15 protein-coding genes are annotated in these 17,206 nt (G+C 74.5%); 8 read left to right on the top strand and 7 right to left on the bottom strand.

Features of this window, described 5'->3' with window-relative positions; translation table 11 throughout:
* Positions 1 to 42: 42 nt before the first annotated feature.
* Together V4Y03_RS03090 and V4Y03_RS03085 are read left to right on the top strand one after the other, a co-directional pair.
* Positions 43 to 1,293, top strand: coding sequence for a Tm-1-like ATP-binding domain-containing protein (locus tag V4Y03_RS03090; protein WP_332433907.1), 1,251 nt, complete (start codon positions 43 to 45; stop codon positions 1,291 to 1,293).
* A gap of 112 nt (positions 1,294 to 1,405) precedes the next feature.
* Positions 1,406 to 2,239 carry a phosphoenolpyruvate hydrolase family protein gene (locus tag V4Y03_RS03085; RefSeq protein WP_317878642.1) on the top strand — a complete coding sequence of 278 codons (834 nt, stop codon included), beginning with the start codon at positions 1,406 to 1,408 and terminating at the stop codon, positions 2,237 to 2,239.
* A 38-nt stretch (positions 2,240 to 2,277) separates the two neighbouring features.
* Here V4Y03_RS03085 and V4Y03_RS03080 read toward each other — a convergent pair whose 3' ends face one another.
* Positions 2,278 to 4,149, bottom strand: a complete 1,872-nt coding sequence (locus tag V4Y03_RS03080) for a serine/threonine-protein kinase (RefSeq protein ID WP_443079858.1) — start codon at positions 4,147 to 4,149, stop codon at positions 2,278 to 2,280.
* Between the two features lie 347 nt (positions 4,150 to 4,496).
* On the opposite strand from V4Y03_RS03080, the gene V4Y03_RS03075 reads away from it, so the two are divergent.
* Positions 4,497 to 6,557: a SpoIIE family protein phosphatase gene (locus V4Y03_RS03075; protein WP_317877287.1), complete on the top strand. Its 2,061-nt coding sequence runs from the start codon at positions 4,497 to 4,499 to the stop codon at positions 6,555 to 6,557.
* A 34-nt stretch (positions 6,558 to 6,591) separates the two neighbouring features.
* Here V4Y03_RS03075 and V4Y03_RS03070 read toward each other — a convergent pair whose 3' ends face one another.
* From V4Y03_RS03070 to V4Y03_RS03060, 3 genes are all read right to left on the bottom strand, one after another.
* Positions 6,592 to 7,218: a DinB family protein gene (locus V4Y03_RS03070; RefSeq protein WP_317877286.1), complete on the bottom strand. Its 627-nt coding sequence runs from the start codon at positions 7,216 to 7,218 to the stop codon at positions 6,592 to 6,594.
* 180 nt (positions 7,219 to 7,398) lie between these two features.
* Positions 7,399 to 7,803: a TOBE domain-containing protein gene (locus tag V4Y03_RS03065; RefSeq protein ID WP_332433905.1), complete on the bottom strand. Its 405-nt coding sequence runs from the start codon at positions 7,801 to 7,803 to the stop codon at positions 7,399 to 7,401.
* A 10-nt stretch (positions 7,804 to 7,813) separates the two neighbouring features.
* On the bottom strand, positions 7,814 to 8,290 hold the full coding sequence (locus V4Y03_RS03060) for an Lrp/AsnC family transcriptional regulator (RefSeq protein WP_317877284.1): 477 nt from the start codon (positions 8,288 to 8,290) through the stop codon (positions 7,814 to 7,816).
* 169 nt (positions 8,291 to 8,459) lie between these two features.
* Between V4Y03_RS03060 and V4Y03_RS03055 the strand changes: the two genes are divergently transcribed.
* The 4 genes from V4Y03_RS03055 to V4Y03_RS03040 all read left to right on the top strand — a co-directional run bounded on the left by V4Y03_RS03055 (position 8,460) and on the right by V4Y03_RS03040 (position 13,080).
* The gene (locus V4Y03_RS03055; RefSeq protein WP_317877283.1) at positions 8,460 to 8,867 is read left to right on the top strand and encodes a YciI family protein; all 408 of its coding nucleotides are present in this window, start codon (positions 8,460 to 8,462) and stop codon (positions 8,865 to 8,867) included.
* Positions 8,868 to 8,933: 66 nt separating this feature from the next.
* Positions 8,934 to 10,079 (top strand): RNA polymerase sigma factor, encoded by a 1,146-nt coding sequence (locus tag V4Y03_RS03050; RefSeq protein ID WP_332437094.1) that lies wholly within the window; start codon positions 8,934 to 8,936, stop codon positions 10,077 to 10,079.
* Positions 10,080 to 10,378: 299 nt separating this feature from the next.
* On the top strand, positions 10,379 to 11,881 hold the full coding sequence (locus tag V4Y03_RS03045) for an FUSC family protein (protein WP_332437093.1): 1,503 nt from the start codon (positions 10,379 to 10,381) through the stop codon (positions 11,879 to 11,881).
* A 143-nt stretch (positions 11,882 to 12,024) separates the two neighbouring features.
* Entirely contained in the window at positions 12,025 to 13,080 is a 1,056-nt protein-coding gene (locus V4Y03_RS03040; RefSeq protein ID WP_332433904.1) for a lactonase family protein, read from the top strand.
* A gap of 95 nt (positions 13,081 to 13,175) precedes the next feature.
* Here V4Y03_RS03040 and V4Y03_RS03035 read toward each other — a convergent pair whose 3' ends face one another.
* Positions 13,176 to 14,099, bottom strand: coding sequence for a sirohydrochlorin chelatase (locus V4Y03_RS03035; RefSeq protein ID WP_332433903.1), 924 nt, complete (start codon positions 14,097 to 14,099; stop codon positions 13,176 to 13,178).
* Between the two features lie 134 nt (positions 14,100 to 14,233).
* Positions 14,234 to 15,256: an N-acetylglucosamine kinase gene (locus V4Y03_RS03030; RefSeq protein WP_332433902.1), complete on the bottom strand. Its 1,023-nt coding sequence runs from the start codon at positions 15,254 to 15,256 to the stop codon at positions 14,234 to 14,236.
* A gap of 32 nt (positions 15,257 to 15,288) precedes the next feature.
* Between V4Y03_RS03030 and V4Y03_RS03025 the strand changes: the two genes are divergently transcribed.
* Complete coding sequence (locus tag V4Y03_RS03025) at positions 15,289 to 15,966, top strand: uracil-DNA glycosylase (RefSeq protein WP_332433901.1); 678 nt, start codon at positions 15,289 to 15,291, stop codon at positions 15,964 to 15,966.
* Between the two features lie 101 nt (positions 15,967 to 16,067).
* Here the strand turns inward: V4Y03_RS03025 and V4Y03_RS03020 are convergent, their stop codons facing one another.
* Positions 16,068 to 17,150, bottom strand: a complete 1,083-nt coding sequence (locus V4Y03_RS03020; protein WP_317876463.1) for a WD40/YVTN/BNR-like repeat-containing protein — start codon at positions 17,148 to 17,150, stop codon at positions 16,068 to 16,070.
* Positions 17,151 to 17,206: the final 56 nt, after the last annotated feature.

Below are 17,206 nucleotides of genomic sequence, written 5' to 3'. Positions count from 1 at the left end.
ACCGGGTCACGGGCCCGGGCGGGACCGGAGAAAGGTGAGGGCATGGCGACCGTCGTGCTGGTCGGCACACTGGACACCAAGGGCGAGGAGTACGCCTGGCTGCGCGAGCGGCTCAGGGAGTACGGCAGCGACGTCCTCCTCGTCGACACCGGGATCATGCCGCCACCCGCCCACGCGCCGGTGGCGGACGTCTCCGCCGATGTCGTCGCGCGGGCCGGGGGCCACGACCTCGCCACGCTGCGGGCCGCCGGGGACCGCGGTGCGGCCGTCGCCGCGATGGCCCAGGGCCTCAGTCGGGTCGTCGTCGACCTCTACCGCAAGGGGCGGCTCCACGCCGTGCTCGCCGCCGCGGGCAGCGGCGGCTCGGCCATCGCCGCGCAGGCCATGCGGGCCCTGCCCATCGGCGTACCGAAGGTGCTCGTCAGCACCATGGCCGGGGGCGACGTCTCCCCGTACGTCGACAGCAGCGACCTCACCCTGATGTACAGCGTCGTCGACATCTCCGGCCTCAACTCCGTCTCCTGCCAGGTCCTCGGCAACGCCGCCGCCGCTGCCGCCGGCATGGCCCGCCGCTACGAGCGCAACCACGACGAGCCCGCGGGCCGGGGGAGGCCGGTCGTCGCGGCCACCATGTTCGGCGTGACGACCCCTGCCGTCGACGTGGCCCGTGCCCGGCTCGCCGAACTCGGCTACGAGGTCCTCGTCTTCCACGCCACCGGCGCGGGCGGCCGGGCCGTCGAGAAGCTCGCGAGGGACGGCATGCTCGACGGCGTTCTCGACCTCACCACCACCGAACTCGCGGACGAACTCGTCGGCGGCGTCCTCAGCGCGGGCCCGTCCCGGCTCACCGCGGCGGGCGCGGTCGGCATCCCGCAGGTCGTCGCCCCCGGCGCCCTCGACATGGTCAACTTCGGACCGGCCGCGACCGTGCCCGAGCGGTTCGCCGGGCGACAGCTGCTCGTCCACAACGCGACCGTGACCCTGATGCGCACCACCGTCGAGGAGATGGCCGAACTCGGCACCTCCATGGGCCGCAAGCTCCGCGACGCACGAGGTCCGTCCGAGGTCTTCTGGCCCCTGCGCGGCATCTCGGCCGTGGACGTGACCGACGGGCCGTTCGCGGACCCGGAGGCGGACCGGGCCGGCCTGGACGCCCTGCGCGCCGCGGTGCGGGGCGGCGAGGTCCGCGTCCACGAACTCGACGCCCACGTCAACGACCCCTCGTTCGCGGTCGCCATGGCCGACCGACTCCACCGGCTGATCACCGAGCACGCGCGCGTGGCTGCCCACTGACCGGGGCGGGGAACCCCGTAACGGCCCCCGAAGAACCCGAAAGACCCCGAAGAACCCCGAACAGTCCCGAAGAACCCCCGCCCCCCCCGCAGACCACCGAGGAGTGATCACCGTGACCACCATCAGCCGTCAGGACGTACTCGACCGGCTGCGCGCCCAGGTCGCCGCCGGCCGTCCGATCGTCGGCGCCGGGGCCGGCACCGGCCTCTCCGCCAAGTGCGCCGAGGACGGCGGCGTCGACCTGCTGATCATCTACAACTCGGGCCGCTACCGGATGGCCGGGCGCGGCTCGCTCGCGGGACTCCTGCCGTACGGGGACGCCAACGCGATCGTCAAGGACATGGCCCGCGAAGTGCTGCCCGTGGTCCGCGACACGCCCGTCCTCGCGGGCGTCTGCGGCACCGACCCCTTCCGCCGCATGGACCTCTTCCTCGACGAGCTCAAGGCCATGGGCTTCGCGGGCGTCCAGAACTTCCCCACGGTCGGCCTCTACGACGGCACCTTCCGCGTCAACCTGGAGGAGACCGGCATGGGGTACGGCCTGGAGGTCGACATGGTCCGCGCCGCCCGCGCGCGCGACCTGCTCACCGCCCCGTACGTCTTCGACCCGGAGCAGGCGGCCGACATGGCGCGCGCGGGAGCCGACGTGCTCGTGCCGCACGTCGGCCTCACCACCAAGGGAGCCATCGGCGCCGGGACGGCCCTGACCCTCGACGCCGCCGCCGCGTCCGTCCAGGAGATGCACGACGCCGCCAAGCGCGTGAACCCCGACATCCTGGTGCTCTGCCACGGCGGGCCGATCGCGGAGCCAGAGGACGCGCGGTACGTCCTGGAGCACACCACCGGGGTCGTCGGCTTCTTCGGCGCCTCCTCCATCGAGCGCCTGCCCACGGAACGGGCCATCACGGAGCAGACCCGCGCGTTCAAGGCGCTGACCACCGGCTGACCCCGTCCGGCCGGCTCCGGTCGACGACCGCCGGACGGTCAGTCCTTGCGGGGGTGGCTCTCCGTCACCCGGCCCTTCGCGTCGGCTTTCAGATAGACGGAGCCGTACGCGTCGGACAGGTACACGGTGATCCCCGCCTCGTTCCCGGCCAGCGTCGAGGCCGGGACGACGACGACGTACCGACTGGTCGGCTTGTCGACACCCAGCTCCTTGTCGGCGCGCTGGAGCAGCGTCGGCAGGGCGTCCCAGTTGAACGCGTCGAGGTCGGCGGGGACCGTGCCGGGGAAGGACGTACCCGATCCCTGACGGACCGCCACGTCCTCGCCCCGGTAGATGTAGCGGTCGTAGCGCTTCGTGCTGCCCTTGACCAGGGACTCGGCGACCGCGTACTCCGGGTACACGACGAAGGCGGTGGCCTTCGTCCCGCCCGAGGCCGCCTTGACGGCGGTGATGGCGGCGCGGACGCCGGCGGGCGTCAGCAGGTTGCGCGGGACGGGATCGGCCTCCGTCGTGCGCGTGGGCTTCGGCGTCGTCCGGGGACGCTGGGCGACCGGGCCCTGCTGCGAGGGCGGAGCGCTGCTCGCCCCGCTGCCCGGGTCGGCCGGCTGCCAGTCCCAGGTCATGGCGGCGACGGGAATGCCGACGGCGAGCACCACCACGGCGGCCGACCCCAGGAACCGGCGGGCGAACCCCCGCCGCCGGCCGTCGGCCCCACGGGCCGGGGAGACGGAGGGAGCCGAGGGGACGGTCACCGCACGGGGGTCGGCCGGGGCCGGAACCGGTGCGGGGGTTGAGGCCAGTGCGGATGCAGGAGTCTCCACAGGCGCAAGAGACTCCGAAGGCGCAGGAGTCTCCGGAGGCGCAGGAGATTCCGGAGGCGCCGGAGACGGAGAAGGTGCGGGAGTCTCCGAAGGCGCAGGAGATTCCGGAGGCGCTGGAGACGGAGAAGGTGCGGGAGCCTCCGGAGGCGCCGGAGACGGGGATGGCGCGGGAGTCTCCGGAGGCCCAGGAGTCCGAGAGGGCGCGGCGGCCGGAGGCGGCGTCAGCCGGAACGAGGTGGCTTCGCTCCCGGGCTCCTCCTCCTCTTCCTCCTCCGCCTCCTTCTCATGGCCGTCCGCTTCCCGAGCCCCGGCCTCCCCGCTCCCCGTCGCCATCTCGCCCAGCACCCGTTCGAGTTCCTCCGCGTCCGGACGGGCCGCCGGGTCCCGTACCAGGAGGCGCGTCAGTACGTCGGTCAGCGCACCGGCCCGCATCGGCGGCGGTACGTCGTCCGAGAGGACGGCCGCGAGCGTCGCGAGGGTGTTCTCCCGGCGCAGCGGGTGGTGGCCCTCGACCGCCACGTACAGGAGCATGCCGAGCGACCACAGGTCGCCCGCCGGGCCGCTGGCCGCCCCGCCGCGGATGCGTTCGGGTGCCATGTAGTCCGGCGAGCCGATGATCGAGCCCGAGGCCGTCAGGACGGTGGACTCGCGGATCGCCGCGATGCCGAAGTCGGTGAGCACCGGCCGCCCGTCGGGGCGCAGCAGTACGTTGGCGGGCTTCACGTCGCGGTGCTCGATGTCCCGCGCGTGGGCGGCCCGCAGGGCGGCGAGCAGCCCCCGGCCGATGGCGACGGCCTCGGCGGGCGTCATCGGGCCCCGGTCGAGCCGGTCCTGCAGTGAGCCTCCGGTGACCAGCTCCATCACGAGCCAGGGGTAGGTCCCCTCGCCCGCGTCCACGATGTGGTGGATGGTCACCACGTTGGGGTGGTCGATCCGGGCCAGGGCGCGGGCCTCGCGCAGGACACGCGCGCGCAGCGTGCGGGCGCCCTCCACGTCGTGCTCGGCCATGGCGGGATCCGGCGGGCGTACCTCCTTCAGCGCCACGTCACGGTGGAGGGCCAGGTCGCGGGCGCGCCAGACCGTTCCCATGCCGCCGCCGCCCAGCCGTTCCACCAGCTCGAAACGGCCGTCGATCACTCTGCTCACGCGCACACCCCTGTACTCCGATCCCCGGAGCGGCGGCCCACGGCCCGGCCCCGCCCACTTCGCCGTACACGTCCGTCCGACAGCGCCCCGCCGAGCTCGCGGACCTGCCCCCCCCGGGGCGTCGCGAGCGGCGTCGGCGGCTGTGACGGGCTCGACCGTACCGTGTGGGGCCGACACCTCCGCCGCCAGCCGATCGGCCGCACTGCGCAGCGCCCCCGGCCAGGTCCTCGGATAGGGTGATTCGGTAGGGATTGCGCCCCCTGGGGCAGGCCGAGGCGTAGGGCGATGCGTTGGAGACTGACCAGTCGTCGAGCAGGGTTCCGCAGCCGCCCCGGGCGGCCGTCGGTGACGCGGGTGTGCTCCGCGAGCTGCTGCCGATCGCCCTCTGGCGGGAGGACGCGGACGGCCGCATCGTCGAGTGGTCGCTCGCCGCGCAGGACCTCCTCGGTCACCGGCCCGAGCATGTGCTCGGGCGGCTCGCCACCCCGCTGCTCGTACCCGACGCCAACCGCGAGCTCGCGGACAAGCTCACCGACCGCGTCCAGGCGGGCGAGACCATGGTCGGCACCCTCCCCGTCCGGCACCGCGACGGGCACACGGTCGCCATGGAGATGTGGATCGTGCCCGCCGCCGACCCGCAGGGGCGGCCGGGGGCGATGCTCATCGCGGTCGAGACCTCCGAGGTCCTGCGGATGCGGGAGAACCTGGCGGCGATGGAGAGCCTCTTCACCCAGTCGCCGATCGGCCTCGCCCTCCTCGGCCCCGACCTGCGGTTCCTGCGGGTCAACGACGCCCTGGCCCGGATGAACGGGGTGACGGCGGCCGAGCACGTGGGCCACCGCCTCACCGAGGTCGTCCCCGGCGTCAACGCCGTCTCCCTCGAATCCCTGATGCGCCAGGTCCTCGAAAGCGGGCACGCCGTCGTCGACGCCCGCCGGGTCGGCCGCACCCCCGCCGACCCCGACCGCGACCACATCTGGTCCTGCTCCTACGCACCGCTCGTCGACCGCGCGGAGCCGCGGTCCCTGGGGATCATCGCCTCCCTCGTCGACATCACCGAGAGCCAGGAGGCGCACAGCGAGGTCGAGCGCGCCCGCCACCGCTTCGCGCTGCTCGCCGAGGCCGGGGCCAGGATCGGTACGACCCTGGACCTGCGGCAGACGGCCGAGGAGGCCGTCCGCTTCCTCGTACCGCAGCTGGCCGACTCCGCCGACGTACAGATGCTGGAGTCCGTCCTCGCACCGGACGACCCGGTCGCCTCCACGCGCGGGGTGCTGCGCCGGCTCGCGGCCCGCTTCCCCGACCCGACCGCCCCCACCTCGCTGCTCGCCACCGGGCAGACCTTCCAGATCCCGCTGGACTCCGTGTACGAGCAGGTCGTCGCGCGCGGACGCCCCATGAACCTCTACACCTCCGACCTCCCGGCGCTCTTCACCGACCCGAGCACGGAGGCGCTCCGCGCCTACTTCGCGACCCGCATCGGTTCGACGCGGCTGGTTCCCATGGTGGCCAGGGGAAAGGTGCTCGGTGCGGTGACGGTGACCCGGCTGCGGACCCGCGAGCCCTTCGACGCCGAGGACTGCGTCCTCATCGACGAGGTCGTCGCCCGCGCCGCCCTCAACATCGACAACGCCCGCCTCTACACCACTCAGCGCGAGGCCGCGCTGACCCTCCAGCGCAGCCTCACCAACAGCGCGCTGCCCGCCGTCACCGGGCTCGAACTGACCGGCCGCTATCTGCCGGCGAGCGCCCATGACGTCGGCGGCGACTGGTTCGACGCCATCGCGCTCCCCGGCGGACGGACCGGTCTCGTCATCGGCGACGTCATGGGACACGGTATCCACGCGGCGGCCGTCATGGGCCAACTGCGCACGGCGGTACGGACCCTGGCCCGGCACGACATCCCGCCGGCGCGGATGCTCAGCTCGCTCGACGCCGTCGTGGCCGACCTCGGTGAGGACACGATGGCGACCTGCGTGTACGCGGTCCACGACCCGGCCACCAAAGGCTGGGTCATCGCCCGCGCCGGCCATCCGCCGCCCGCCGTGGCCACCCCGGACGGGTCTGTCACCTTCCTCGACGGACCGCCGGGAACCCCGCTGGGCACCGGCGCCCACGACTTCGGTACGCAGGAGGTGGCCCTGCCCTCCGGCGGGCTGCTCGTCCTCTACACGGACGGTCTCATCGAGGCCCGCGACCGGGACCTCGACGAGGGGATGCGGCAGCTCGGCCGGGCGCTGCGGCATCTCGACCGCCCCTTGGACGCGCTGTGCGACGAGATCCTCGGGCAGCTGCTCGCGGCGCCCGCGCAGGACGACGTGGCGATGCTGCTGGCCCGTACGACTCGCTGAACTCCCTTACGGGGAAAGGGAACCGCTCCCCGGGTCAGGCGCCCGGGTGCTGGACGCGGAACAGGTCACGGAGCAGCGCGATCTCCGCCCCGTGGTGCAGCAGCTCCTGGTTCATCCACCACACGATCTCCAGGAACGGGTTCTCGGCATCGCTGCCGTGGGGGTACGTGCTGTGCCCGATGGTGTCGAGCGCGGTGTCGTCCGCGGACACCAGCGCCGCCCGCCAGGCGTCGGCCGCCGTGTCGAAGGCGGCGACGGCGGTCGCGGCGTCGCCGCTGATCTCGTAGTCGTCGCGGGTCAGGCTGTGGGTGCCGGTCGTGTGGTCGGCGCGCAGCGCGAGCATCTCGCTGAGGTGGCTCAGCCGCCAGGCGATCGTCGTGAACGGAGGCGGGACGGGGTGCGGCGGGGGCGCGGTCTCCCGGCCCCAGGCACCGACGCCGGTCAGGAGGGCGGCGGCGGGTCCCGGGCCCTCGCTGTGGAGGCGGACGGACCAGCAGCCCGGACCCGGCTCCCAGAAGTACTCCGCGTCGGTCATCGGACCGACCGCGACGTCCGTGCCGTTCCCGCTGTCCACCACCGGGCCCGTCATACGGTCGGTCAATCGCTGCCGGGCGAAGTCGAACTGCTCCAGGAGGGGCAGGAGTCGGGCAGGCGGGGCCATCGAACGCTCCGGGGCAGGGGGACAGGGCGGTCGTACTGTGCCACAGGCCGTTCGCGCCCGCCTTCGGATTTCGGCCGGGTGTTCACGGCCGAGCGTCCGGAGCGGACGGTGCGGAGGCGGGTGCCCGGAGGGGACGGTGCGCCGCCGAGCGCCCGCGGCGGACCGATCGGCGCCGAGCGCTCAGGGCCGGTCGATGTGCACGCTGGTCGACTTCACGCGGGCGGTGGCCTCGACGCCGACCTCGAGCCCCAGTTCCTCGACCGCCTCACGGGTGAGCAGTGACACGAGCCGGTGCGGCCCCGCCTGGATCTCGACCTGCGCGGCGACGTCGCCCAGCTTGACCGCCGTCACGATCCCGGGGAACGCGTTGCGCGCCGAGGTGTACGTCAGGCCCTCGTCGCCCTGGCCGCTCGGCCCGCCCTGGCCGACCTCGACCGCGAAGGCGGCCAGATCGCGTCCCTCGATGAGACGCCGGCCGTTCTCGTCGCGCCGGGTCGTGACCCGGCCGGCGTCGGCCCACCGGCGTACGGTGTCGGGACTCACGCCCAGCAGACGTGACGCCTGCCCGATGGTGTAGGACTGCATGGGCGCCACACTAAGCGGTGCGAGATCGCCCGACCGCCTCGACCAGCGGCAGCAGCCGATGGGCCACCCGCTCCCGCAGCGCGATCTCGGTGCGCGTGCGGACCACGCCCGGCAGCTGGATGAGCCGCTGGATCACGTCCTCCAGATGCCCCGCGTCCCGTGCCACCACCCGGGTCAGCAGGTCGCCGCCGCCGGTGATGGAGAAGGCCTCGACGATCTCCGGCACCCCGGCGAGCGCGTCGCCGACCTCGTCCAGATGCCCCTGCGTCACCTCGACGTGCACGAACGCGAGGACCGGGTGCCCCAGCGCGGCGGGGGAGAGGACCGGACCGGTCGCCGTGATCACCCCGTCCCGCTCCAGACGGTCGATCCTCGCCTGCACGGTGCCCCGCGCCACGCCCAGCACGCGCGCGTACTCCCGCACACTGGTCCGGGGCTGCTCGATGAGCAGCCGCAGGATCCGGGTGTCGAGCTCGTCGACCGCCATGCTCCGTCGTCCTCCTCCGGTACGGAAACACCCCATTCTGGTACGGATTCCACCGCGCGCGGAATTCGGGTGAGAAATTCCGTCCGGGGATGTCGAGAACCCGCGCCGTGCTCCGTCCCCGAGGTGAACGCGCCCACAATGGGCCGTACCGGCACCGAGGAGAACCGTCATGGCCAAGTACCTGCTCCTGAAGCACTACCGCGGCGCTCCGGCCGCCGTGAACGACATCCCCATGGACCGCTGGACGCCGGAGGAGATCTCCGCCCACATCGCGTACATGAACGACTTCGCGGCCCGTCTGGAGAAGACCGGAGAGTTCGTCGACGGCCAGGCGCTCGCCCCCGAGGGAACCTTCGTGCGGTACGACGGAGAGGGCCGCCCGCCGGTCACCGACGGTCCCTTCGCGGAGACCAAGGACCTCATCGCCGGCTGGATGGTGATCGACGTCGACAGCTACGAGCGCGCCGTCGAGCTGGCAGGGGAGCTGTCGGCCGCCCCCGGGGCGGGCGGAGAGCCGATCCACGAGTGGCTCGAACTGCGCCCCTTCCTCTCCGCGCACCCCACCGTCACGGAGTGACCCCACGAAGGAGCGGAGCGCCGCTGTGACCTGCCCGACGACCGAGGCCCCGCTGTGAACGCTCCGCTGGACGAGGCCCTGCTCCGGAGCCTCACACCGAGCGTGATCGGGGTCCTCGTCCGCCGCGGAGCCGACTTCGCGGCGGCCGAGGACGCCGTGCAGGACGCGCTGGTGGAGGCCGTCCGCGTCTGGCCGGCCGACCCGCCCAGGGACCCGAAGGGCTGGCTGGTGACGGTGGCCTGGCGCCGCTTCCTCGACGCGACCCGGGCGGACACCGCCCGGCGTCGCCGGGAGGACCTCGTCGACGAGGAACCGGCGCCCGGTCCCGCGACCGGGACCGACGACACGCTCCAGCTCTACTTCCTGTGCGCCCATCCCTCCCTGACGCCGTCGTCCGCGGTCGCGCTCACGCTGCGCGCCGTGGGCGGGCTCACCACCCGCCAGATCGCGCGGGCCTACCTCGTCCCCGAGGCGACCATGGCGCAGCGCGTCAGCCGCGCCAAGCGCACCGTCTCCGGGGTGCGCTTCGACCGGCCCGGCGACGTCGGCACCGTGCTGCGCGTCCTCTACCTGGTGTTCAACGAGGGCTACTCCGGCGACGTCGACCTCGCCGCCGAGGCCATCCGGCTCACCCGGCGGCTCGCCGCCGGGGTCGACCACCCAGAGGTGTCGGGGCTCCTCGCCCTCATGCTGCTCCACCACGCCCGGCGAGCCGGGCGGACCGCGCCCGACGGCAGTCTGGTGCCGCTTGCCGAGCAGGACCGCGGTCTGTGGGACACGGAGGTCATCGCCGAGGGCGTCGAGATCCTCCAGGCGGCCCTTGCCCGCGACCGGCTGGGTGAGTTCCAGGCGCAGGCGGCGATCGCCGCGCTGCACGCCGACGCGCCCGTCGCCGAGGAGACCGACTGGGTGCAGATCGTCGAGTGGTACGACGAACTCGCGGGGCTGACCGACAGCCCGGTCGTCCGGCTCAACCGGGCGGTGGCCGTGGGGGAGGCCGACGGACCGCACGCGGGTCTCGCGGCGCTCGCGGAACTGAGCGACGCGCTGCCCCGGCACACCGCGGCGGCGGCGTACCTCCACGAGCGCGCGGGGGACCTGGCGACGGCGGCGCGACTGTACGCCGAGGCCGCCCACAAGGCGCCCAACCTGGCCGAACGCGACCATCTGACCCGCCAGGCCGCCCGTCTCAACGCCCACCGGCCCCGCTGACGACAGCCGGGGGCCCGGGCCCCCGGCCGACCTGGTGGTCCGTTGGCCCTCCGTCGGACAGGCCGGACGCCCGCACGCTGGGCCAATGGCCCAGCAACCCTCCGTTGAGTTGAGCCAGAGGCCACCCGAATGCTTTCCTTGTCCTATCCAGGTACTTTCGGCGCCGCGCAGCGCCGGGTCGGCGACGAGGCCGGTCCGGACCGCGGCGCCTTCGTCGTGTCCGCGCGCTCCCACCACCCCGGGAAGCCGCCGACGGGGCGGAAGGCAAGACAAGGGGGCGGTTCACCACCGTGCAGAGGATTTTCGTGGCGCCGGATCCGGGGCTCGTCAGGTTCAAGAACGCGTTCCGCGCCGTCGTCGGCATCGCTCTCGCCGTCGCCCTGGCGGAACTCGCCGGACTGTCGCTGACCGCGTCGATCACGGGCGGCCTGGCCGCGCTGCTCGCGCTGTTCACCGTGACGGACGCGACCGTGCGCGCGCAGCGCGTGACCACCCTGCTCCTTCCGCTGGCCGGCTTCCCCGTCCTCGCCGTCGCGACCGCGCTGCACGACCTCACGCCGCTGCGGGACATCGCCTTCCTCGTGGTGGTCTTCTGCGGCGTGTACGCCCGGCGCTGGGGCCCGCGCGGCCACGCGCTCGGGGTCTTCGCCTTCATGAACTTCTTCACGACCCAGTTCCTGCACGCCGTGCCCTCGCAGCTCCCCGAGCTCTTCGCGGCCGTGGGCATCGCCCTGGCCGCAGCGGGCGCGGTGCGCTTCGTCCTCTGGCCGCTGGAGCGGCGCACGCCGCCCGCCGCCGTGCCCGCCCCGCTGCCCGGCGTCGGACTCGCCCGGGTGACCACCCGGCAGGCGATCCAGGCCGCGGCCGCCTGCGCCGTGGCGCTCGGGATCGGGCAGGTGCTGTCCGAGGACCGCTGGTACTGGGCCGTCGGCACGACCTGGTGGATCTTCGTGAACACCGTGTCGCGGGGAGAGACGCTGGTACGCAGCTTCCGCCGGGTGCTCGGCACCGTGATCGGGATCGGCATCGGCATGGTGGTCGCCATCCCGCTCGACGGGGCGGCGGCACCGACGGCCCTCCTGGTGGCGCTCTGCGTCTTCGGGATCTTCTACACCGCGCCCGTCTCGTACAGCTGGATGACGCTGTCCGTGACCGTGATGGCCGGTCTCCTCTACGGGCTCCTCGGCGTGCTCGATCCGGCGCTGCTGGTGCTCCGGTTCGAAGAGACCGCCGTCGGCGCGGTCTGCGCGGCGCTCGCGGTGCTCCTGATCCTCCCGGTCACCACCCACGCGATCAACGACGCGTGGATCCAGCGGGCCCTGCGGGGCGTGCGGGCCGCCACGTCCGCGTCGCTGGGACGCCTGTCCGGCGACCCGGACGCCGACCCGAGCCCGCACGCGGCGGAGCTGGAACTGCACCTCGGACGCGTACGGATGTCCCTGGCGCCGCTGGTCCACCCGCTGAGCCCCTTCCGTGGCCGCAAGGCCCGAGCCCGTCAGGTGCTCGCGCTCCTCGACGAGTGCGCGGACGAGGTGCGGGGACTCGCCGCGGTCGCGGCCGACCCGGCCGCCGGCCACGACGCCCGGCTCGCGGCGGCCTGCTGGCGCGTAGAGGCCGCCGTCGAGCGGCTGACGTCGCCGCGGAGCGGCGACGGGGCGGGGGAGGAGAGCCCGGCGGCCACCGCCGCCGGACCGGCCGCCGGACAGGCCGCGCTGGGTCATGTGAGCGGTCTGGAGAAGCTCCTGGCCGCCCTGGACGAACCCCTGCGAACCCCGCCGGGCTCCCTGTTGGTCCGCTCCTGACGGCAAGGGCCCGGACCGGACGGGGCCGCACCGGCCCCGCCCGCAGACCCCCACCTCCCCCCGTTCTGGTCTAGACCCCCTGCTACCGTCGGCCCGACGACGGCCGGTCGACCGCGATCGGCCCCGGACACAGGGGAGGCGCCGTGGGCGGCACAGGGACGGTTCAGGGGCGGGACGCCGTACGGGCGTACATCGGGTCCTTCACCTCGGCGGGCGGGCTCGGCGTGCTCGCCGCCGACGTGGACGCGGAGACGGGCGCACTGACCGTCACCGGCGGCAGCGACGCCGTCGCGGACCCCTCGTTCCTCGCCCTCGCGGGCACCGTGCTGCACGCCGTGTCAGAGACGGAGGCGGGGGCCGTCGCCGCCTTCGACATCACCGGGCCCGCACCCCGCCCGCTCGGCCCGCCCGTCCCCGTCGACGGCGCAGCGCCCACCCACCTCGCGCTCGCCGCCGGCCACCTCCTCACCGCCAACTACACCTCCGGCAGTGTCACCGCGCTGCCCCTGGCCGAGGACGGCACCGCCCGCCCCGCCACGACGGTCCTCCGGCACGAGGGCAGCGGCCCCGTCACCGCCCGCCAGGCCGCCCCGCACGCCCACCAGGTGCTCCCCGACCCCAGCGGCCGGTGGGTGGTGAGCGTGGACCTCGGCACCGACTCCGTACGGATCTGCGCCCTGGACGCCGGGACGGGGGCGCTCACCCTCCACGGCGAGACCGCGCTGCGCCCCGGCACCGGCCCGCGCCATCTGGTCTTCCACCCGGCCGGCACGTACGCGTACGTCCTCAACGAGCTGGAGCCCACCCTGACCGTCTGCCGCTGGGACGCCGAGGCGGGCGTGCTCGAACCGCTCGGCGATACCCCTGTGGTCCCCGAGGGCGCCACGGGCCCCAGCCACCCCTCGGAGGTGGTCGTGGCCCCCGACGGCCGCTTCCTCTGGGCGGCCGTGCGCGGTGACGACACCCTCGCGGTGCTCGCCCTCGACGGGGACGGCGCCGCCGCGTCGCTTCTCGCCTCCGTGCCCTGCGGCGGCACCTGGCCCCGCGACCTCACGCTCGACCCGGCCGGCCGGCGCCTGTACGTGGCGAACGAGCGGTCCGGCGACGTCACCTGGTTCACCCTCGACCCGGAGACCGGGACCCCGGCCCGCGCGGGCGCGATCGAGGCCCCGGCAGCCTCCTGCGTCGTCTTCGGCTGAGAACCCCGCACCAGCGCCGCCGCCGTACACACCGAAGGGCCCGCACCGGACATCCGGTGCGGGCCCTTCGGCGTACGGGCGAGGCGGCGCGGACCTCAGAGCGAGGCGGCGCCCTGCGCCTGCTGCGGCGGGATGCCGAGCGCGGCCGTGTACTGCGAGAGCACCAGCTTGCCGATCGCGGGGTAGGCCCCCAGCGGCTCGGCGGCGGCGCAGCCGGCCTCCTTCGAGGCGATGTCGAGCAGACCGTCGGCCAGCTCGGGGCCGATCAGGTACGGGGCGAGCGCCAGGTTCTCCGCACCGGCGGCACGCAGCTGGTCGGCGACGGAGGCGATCGAGCCCTCCTGGTCGAGCGCGGCGGCCATCACCGGGACGGCGAGGCGCGCGGCGAGCAGCATGCCGGTGATCCCGGCGGCCTGGACGGCCTCCTCGCCGCCGACCGTGGCCAGGATGATGCCGTCGGCGGCCGTCGTGACCGTGAACAGCCGGGCGCGGTCGGCGCGGGCGAGCCCCGCCTCGGAGAGACGCACGTGCAGCGCCTCGGCGAGCAGCGGGTGCGGGCCGAGGACATCGGTCAGCTCGGCGGTGTTGCCCGCGTCCATGACGCCCTGGCGCACCTGGCGCGTCTGGGCGCTGTCCGGACCGGCGAGCAGCGGGACGACGACCGCGGCAGGGCCCGTCGGGGCGGTGACCTCACGGCCGGCGGCCACGGCCAGCTCGTACCGCTCGGTGCGCAGCGCGGCGGCGGCCGTCAGCACGGTCGCGAGCGAGGGGTACTCGGTGTCGTCGCCGTCGAGGAAGGCGATCAGGGCGTCGAGGCCGGGCAGCTCGGAGCGGGCGATGCTCACGACCTCTTCGGCGAGCGAGCGTATGGCGGCGGAAGGCGCGCCGGGCACAGCGAGAACCAGTGCGGGAGCGCCCTCGGGCGCCGCCGCGGGTTCGGGGCGACGGTGCCGCCCGGACTGACGGGGTCGAGGCATTCGTACAGGCAGGCCGGAAGCAGGCCCAGTGGGGGAGCTCATGGCCCGGCATGCTACTGGTTTCGCCCGGCGCGCCGTCGGCTGAGGTACGGTCACGCGCCTTCTGCCCCCCTATGTCCCCCCTTGCCGGTGGCAGGGTGGCTTACACCGCCTCCGACCTGGGAGGATGGCCCCGCTCACGCCGCGCCGACGCCGAACAGCCGCAGCAGCGAGGCGTCCTGCGGCAGTCGCGGCGTCCCGGTGGCGAGCGCCGCCGCGAGCGTCACGGCCCCGGCCAGCGGATCGCCCGCCGCGTCCACGGTCCGGGCGTGCGGGAGCCGGTCCCGGAGCGCCGCCCGCAGGGGTACGAGCAGGGGGTCGCCCATCTTGAACAGTCCACCCGTCAGCGCCACCAGCGCCTCCGGTCCCGCCGGGCAGACGGCTTCGGCGGCCTCGGCGATGTGCACGGCCGCCCGCGCGAGGATGTTCGCCGCCACCGGATCCGCGGCGGCGCACCGCCCCACCTCCGGGGCGAAGGAGGCGAGCACCGCGGGCCGGTCCGTACGGGGGTAGAGCGCGCCCGGCAGTCCCGCCGCCGGCCCGAACAGCTTCTCGGCGCGGGCGAGCAGCGCGGCCGAACCGCCGCTCCGCCCGTCGTACGCGCGCATCGCCGCCTCCAGGCCGGCCCGGCCGATCCAGGCGCCGCTGCCGCAGTCGCCGAGGAGATGGCCCCAGCCGTCGGCCCGCCGCCAGGAGCCGAGGTCCGTGCCGAGCGCGATCATGCCGGTGCCGCCCGCGACGACCGCGCCGGGCCGCTGCCCGAGCGCTCCGGCGTACGCCGTGACCGCGTCGGCGGCGAGGGCGACCCGCCGCACCCCCAGGGCCTCGGCGTACGCCCCCGGCAGCTCGGCCCGCAGTTCGTCCCCGAGGGTGGCCATCCCGGCGGCGCCCACCGCGACCGCGAGGAGCGGACGCCCGCCGTGGGCTCCGGTCAGGGACCGGACGGCGGGCAGGGTCTGGTCCAGGAAGTGCCGGGCGGAGATCCCGCCGGAGCCGGTCCGCACCGGCTCGCGGGAGGCGAAGGTGCCGAGGACGGTGCCGGTCGACGCTTCGGCGAGGGCGATCCGGAGTCCCGAACCACCGGAGTCGACACCGACGACCAGGCCGTCGGAGGGGGCGGAGGGCTCGGCGGGGGCGGAGGACTCGCTGCGCTCGGTCACGCTGTCACTGTAGGCCGGTAGAGTGACGGACCGTGACAGCGCGACCGTTGAACGAACTGGTGGAGCCCGGCTGGGCGGAGGCCCTCGCCCCCGTGGCGGGGCGTGTGGCGGAGATGGGCGCCTTCCTGCGGGCGGAGATCGCCGCGGGCCGGACGTACCTGCCGTCCGGGGCGAATGTGCTGCGGGCCTTCCAGCAGCCCTTCGACGATGTGCGGGTCCTGATCGTGGGTCAGGACCCCTACCCGACACCGGGGATGGCGATGGGGCTCAGTTTCTCCGTCGCGCCGGAGGTCCGTCAGCTCCCCGGCAGCCTGGAGAACATCTTCCGGGAGCTGCACACCGACCTGGGGATGCCCCGGCCGTCGAACGGCGATCTCACGCCGTGGACCGGGCAGGGAGTCCTGCTGCTCAACAGGGCGCTGACCACCGCCCCGCGCAAGCCGGCCGCCCACCGGGGCAAGGGCTGGGAAGAGGTGACGGAGCAGGCGATCCGCGCGCTCGCCGCCCGGGGCAAGCCGCTGGTGTCGATCCTGTGGGGCCGGGACGCGCGCAACGCCCGCCCGCTGCTCGTTGATCTGCCGGCCGTCGAGTCCGCGCATCCGTCCCCCATGTCGGCGGACCGGGGCTTCTTCGGCTCCCGGCCGTTCAGTCGCGCCAACGAGATGCTGCTCGGCATGGGCGCCCAGCCGGTGGACTGGCGCCTGCCCTGAGGCAGGGCCGGCCGACCGCCCTGCCCGCCCCCGCACTTGACCGGGGGCGCCCGGATCACCGGCACGTGGCCGGGAGCGCCCCGGCACATGGCCGGGGGTGCTCAGATCACCGCCGCCCGGACACAGAGCACGTCCGGCAGGTGCTCGGCGAGGAGCTGCCAGCTGTCGCCGTCGTCGGCGCTCGCGTACACCTCGCCGTTGCGGTTGCCGAAGTACACGCCCGCGGGGTCCGCGTCGTCCGTGCAGAGCGCGTCCCTGAGGACCGTGCCGTAGTGGTCGCCGCCGGGCAGTCCCTCGGCCAGCGGCTCCCAGGTCGCCCCGGCGTCGCTCGTACGGTAGACCCGGCACCGCCGTCCCGCCGGGACCCGGTCGGAGTCCGCGGTGATGGGGAAGACATAGGCGGTGTCCCGGCGGTGCGGGTGCGCGGCGACCGCGAAGCCGAAGTCGGACGGGAGCCCCGAGCCGATGTCGGACCAGTGGGCGCCCGCGTCGTCGCTGCGGAAGACGCCCCAGTGGTTCTGGAGGTAGAGCCGGTCCAGGTCGCCCGCGTCCTGGGCGATCTTGTGGACGCACTGCCCGAACTCGGGGTGCGGGTCCGGCAGGAACACGGCGGACACCCCGTCGTTCGAGGGCGCCCAGCTGTTCCCGCCGTCCTGTGAGCGGAACACTCCGGCGGTCGACACCGCGACGGTCAGCGCCGCCGGGTCGCGCCGGTCGGTGACCACGGTGTGCACGGCCTCGCCGCCTCCGCCGGGCACCCAGCGGGAGCGCGTCGGGTGCTCCCACAGCGGGCGGACCAGCTCGAAGGACTCGCCGCCGTCCGCCGACCGGAAGAGAGCCGCCGGTTCCGTCCCCGCGTACACGACGCCGGGGGAGTGCTCCGGTGCCGGGTGCAGCTGCCAGACCCGCTCCAGGGAGGCCCCGGTGTCCTCGGGGAACTTCACGGCGGGCCGCTCCGGCTCCGTCCACGTCCTGCCGAGGTCGTCGGAGTGGAAGACGGACGGCCCCCAGTGGGAGCTGTCCCCGCCGACGAGCAGGCGCGGGTTGGGCCCGCGCGTGTCGACGGCGACGGAGTAGACCGCCTGCGCGGGGAAGGCGGGATCGTCGAACTCCCATCGGCCGTCGTGCCTGCGGCCGATGAAGAGCCCCTTGCGGGTGCCTACGGTGAGGAGTACGTCGGGCATGGCTGCCACCTCCAGGACGCCGTTGTCGCGGATACGGGCCAGTCTGCACCCGCCCA

This window comes from Streptomyces sp. P9-A4 (assembly GCF_036634195.1).
Lineage (GTDB): Bacteria > Actinomycetota > Actinomycetes > Streptomycetales > Streptomycetaceae > Streptomyces.
The sequence above is the reverse complement of the archived record's forward strand: the minus strand, read 5'-3'. Positions and strand labels throughout refer to the sequence as shown.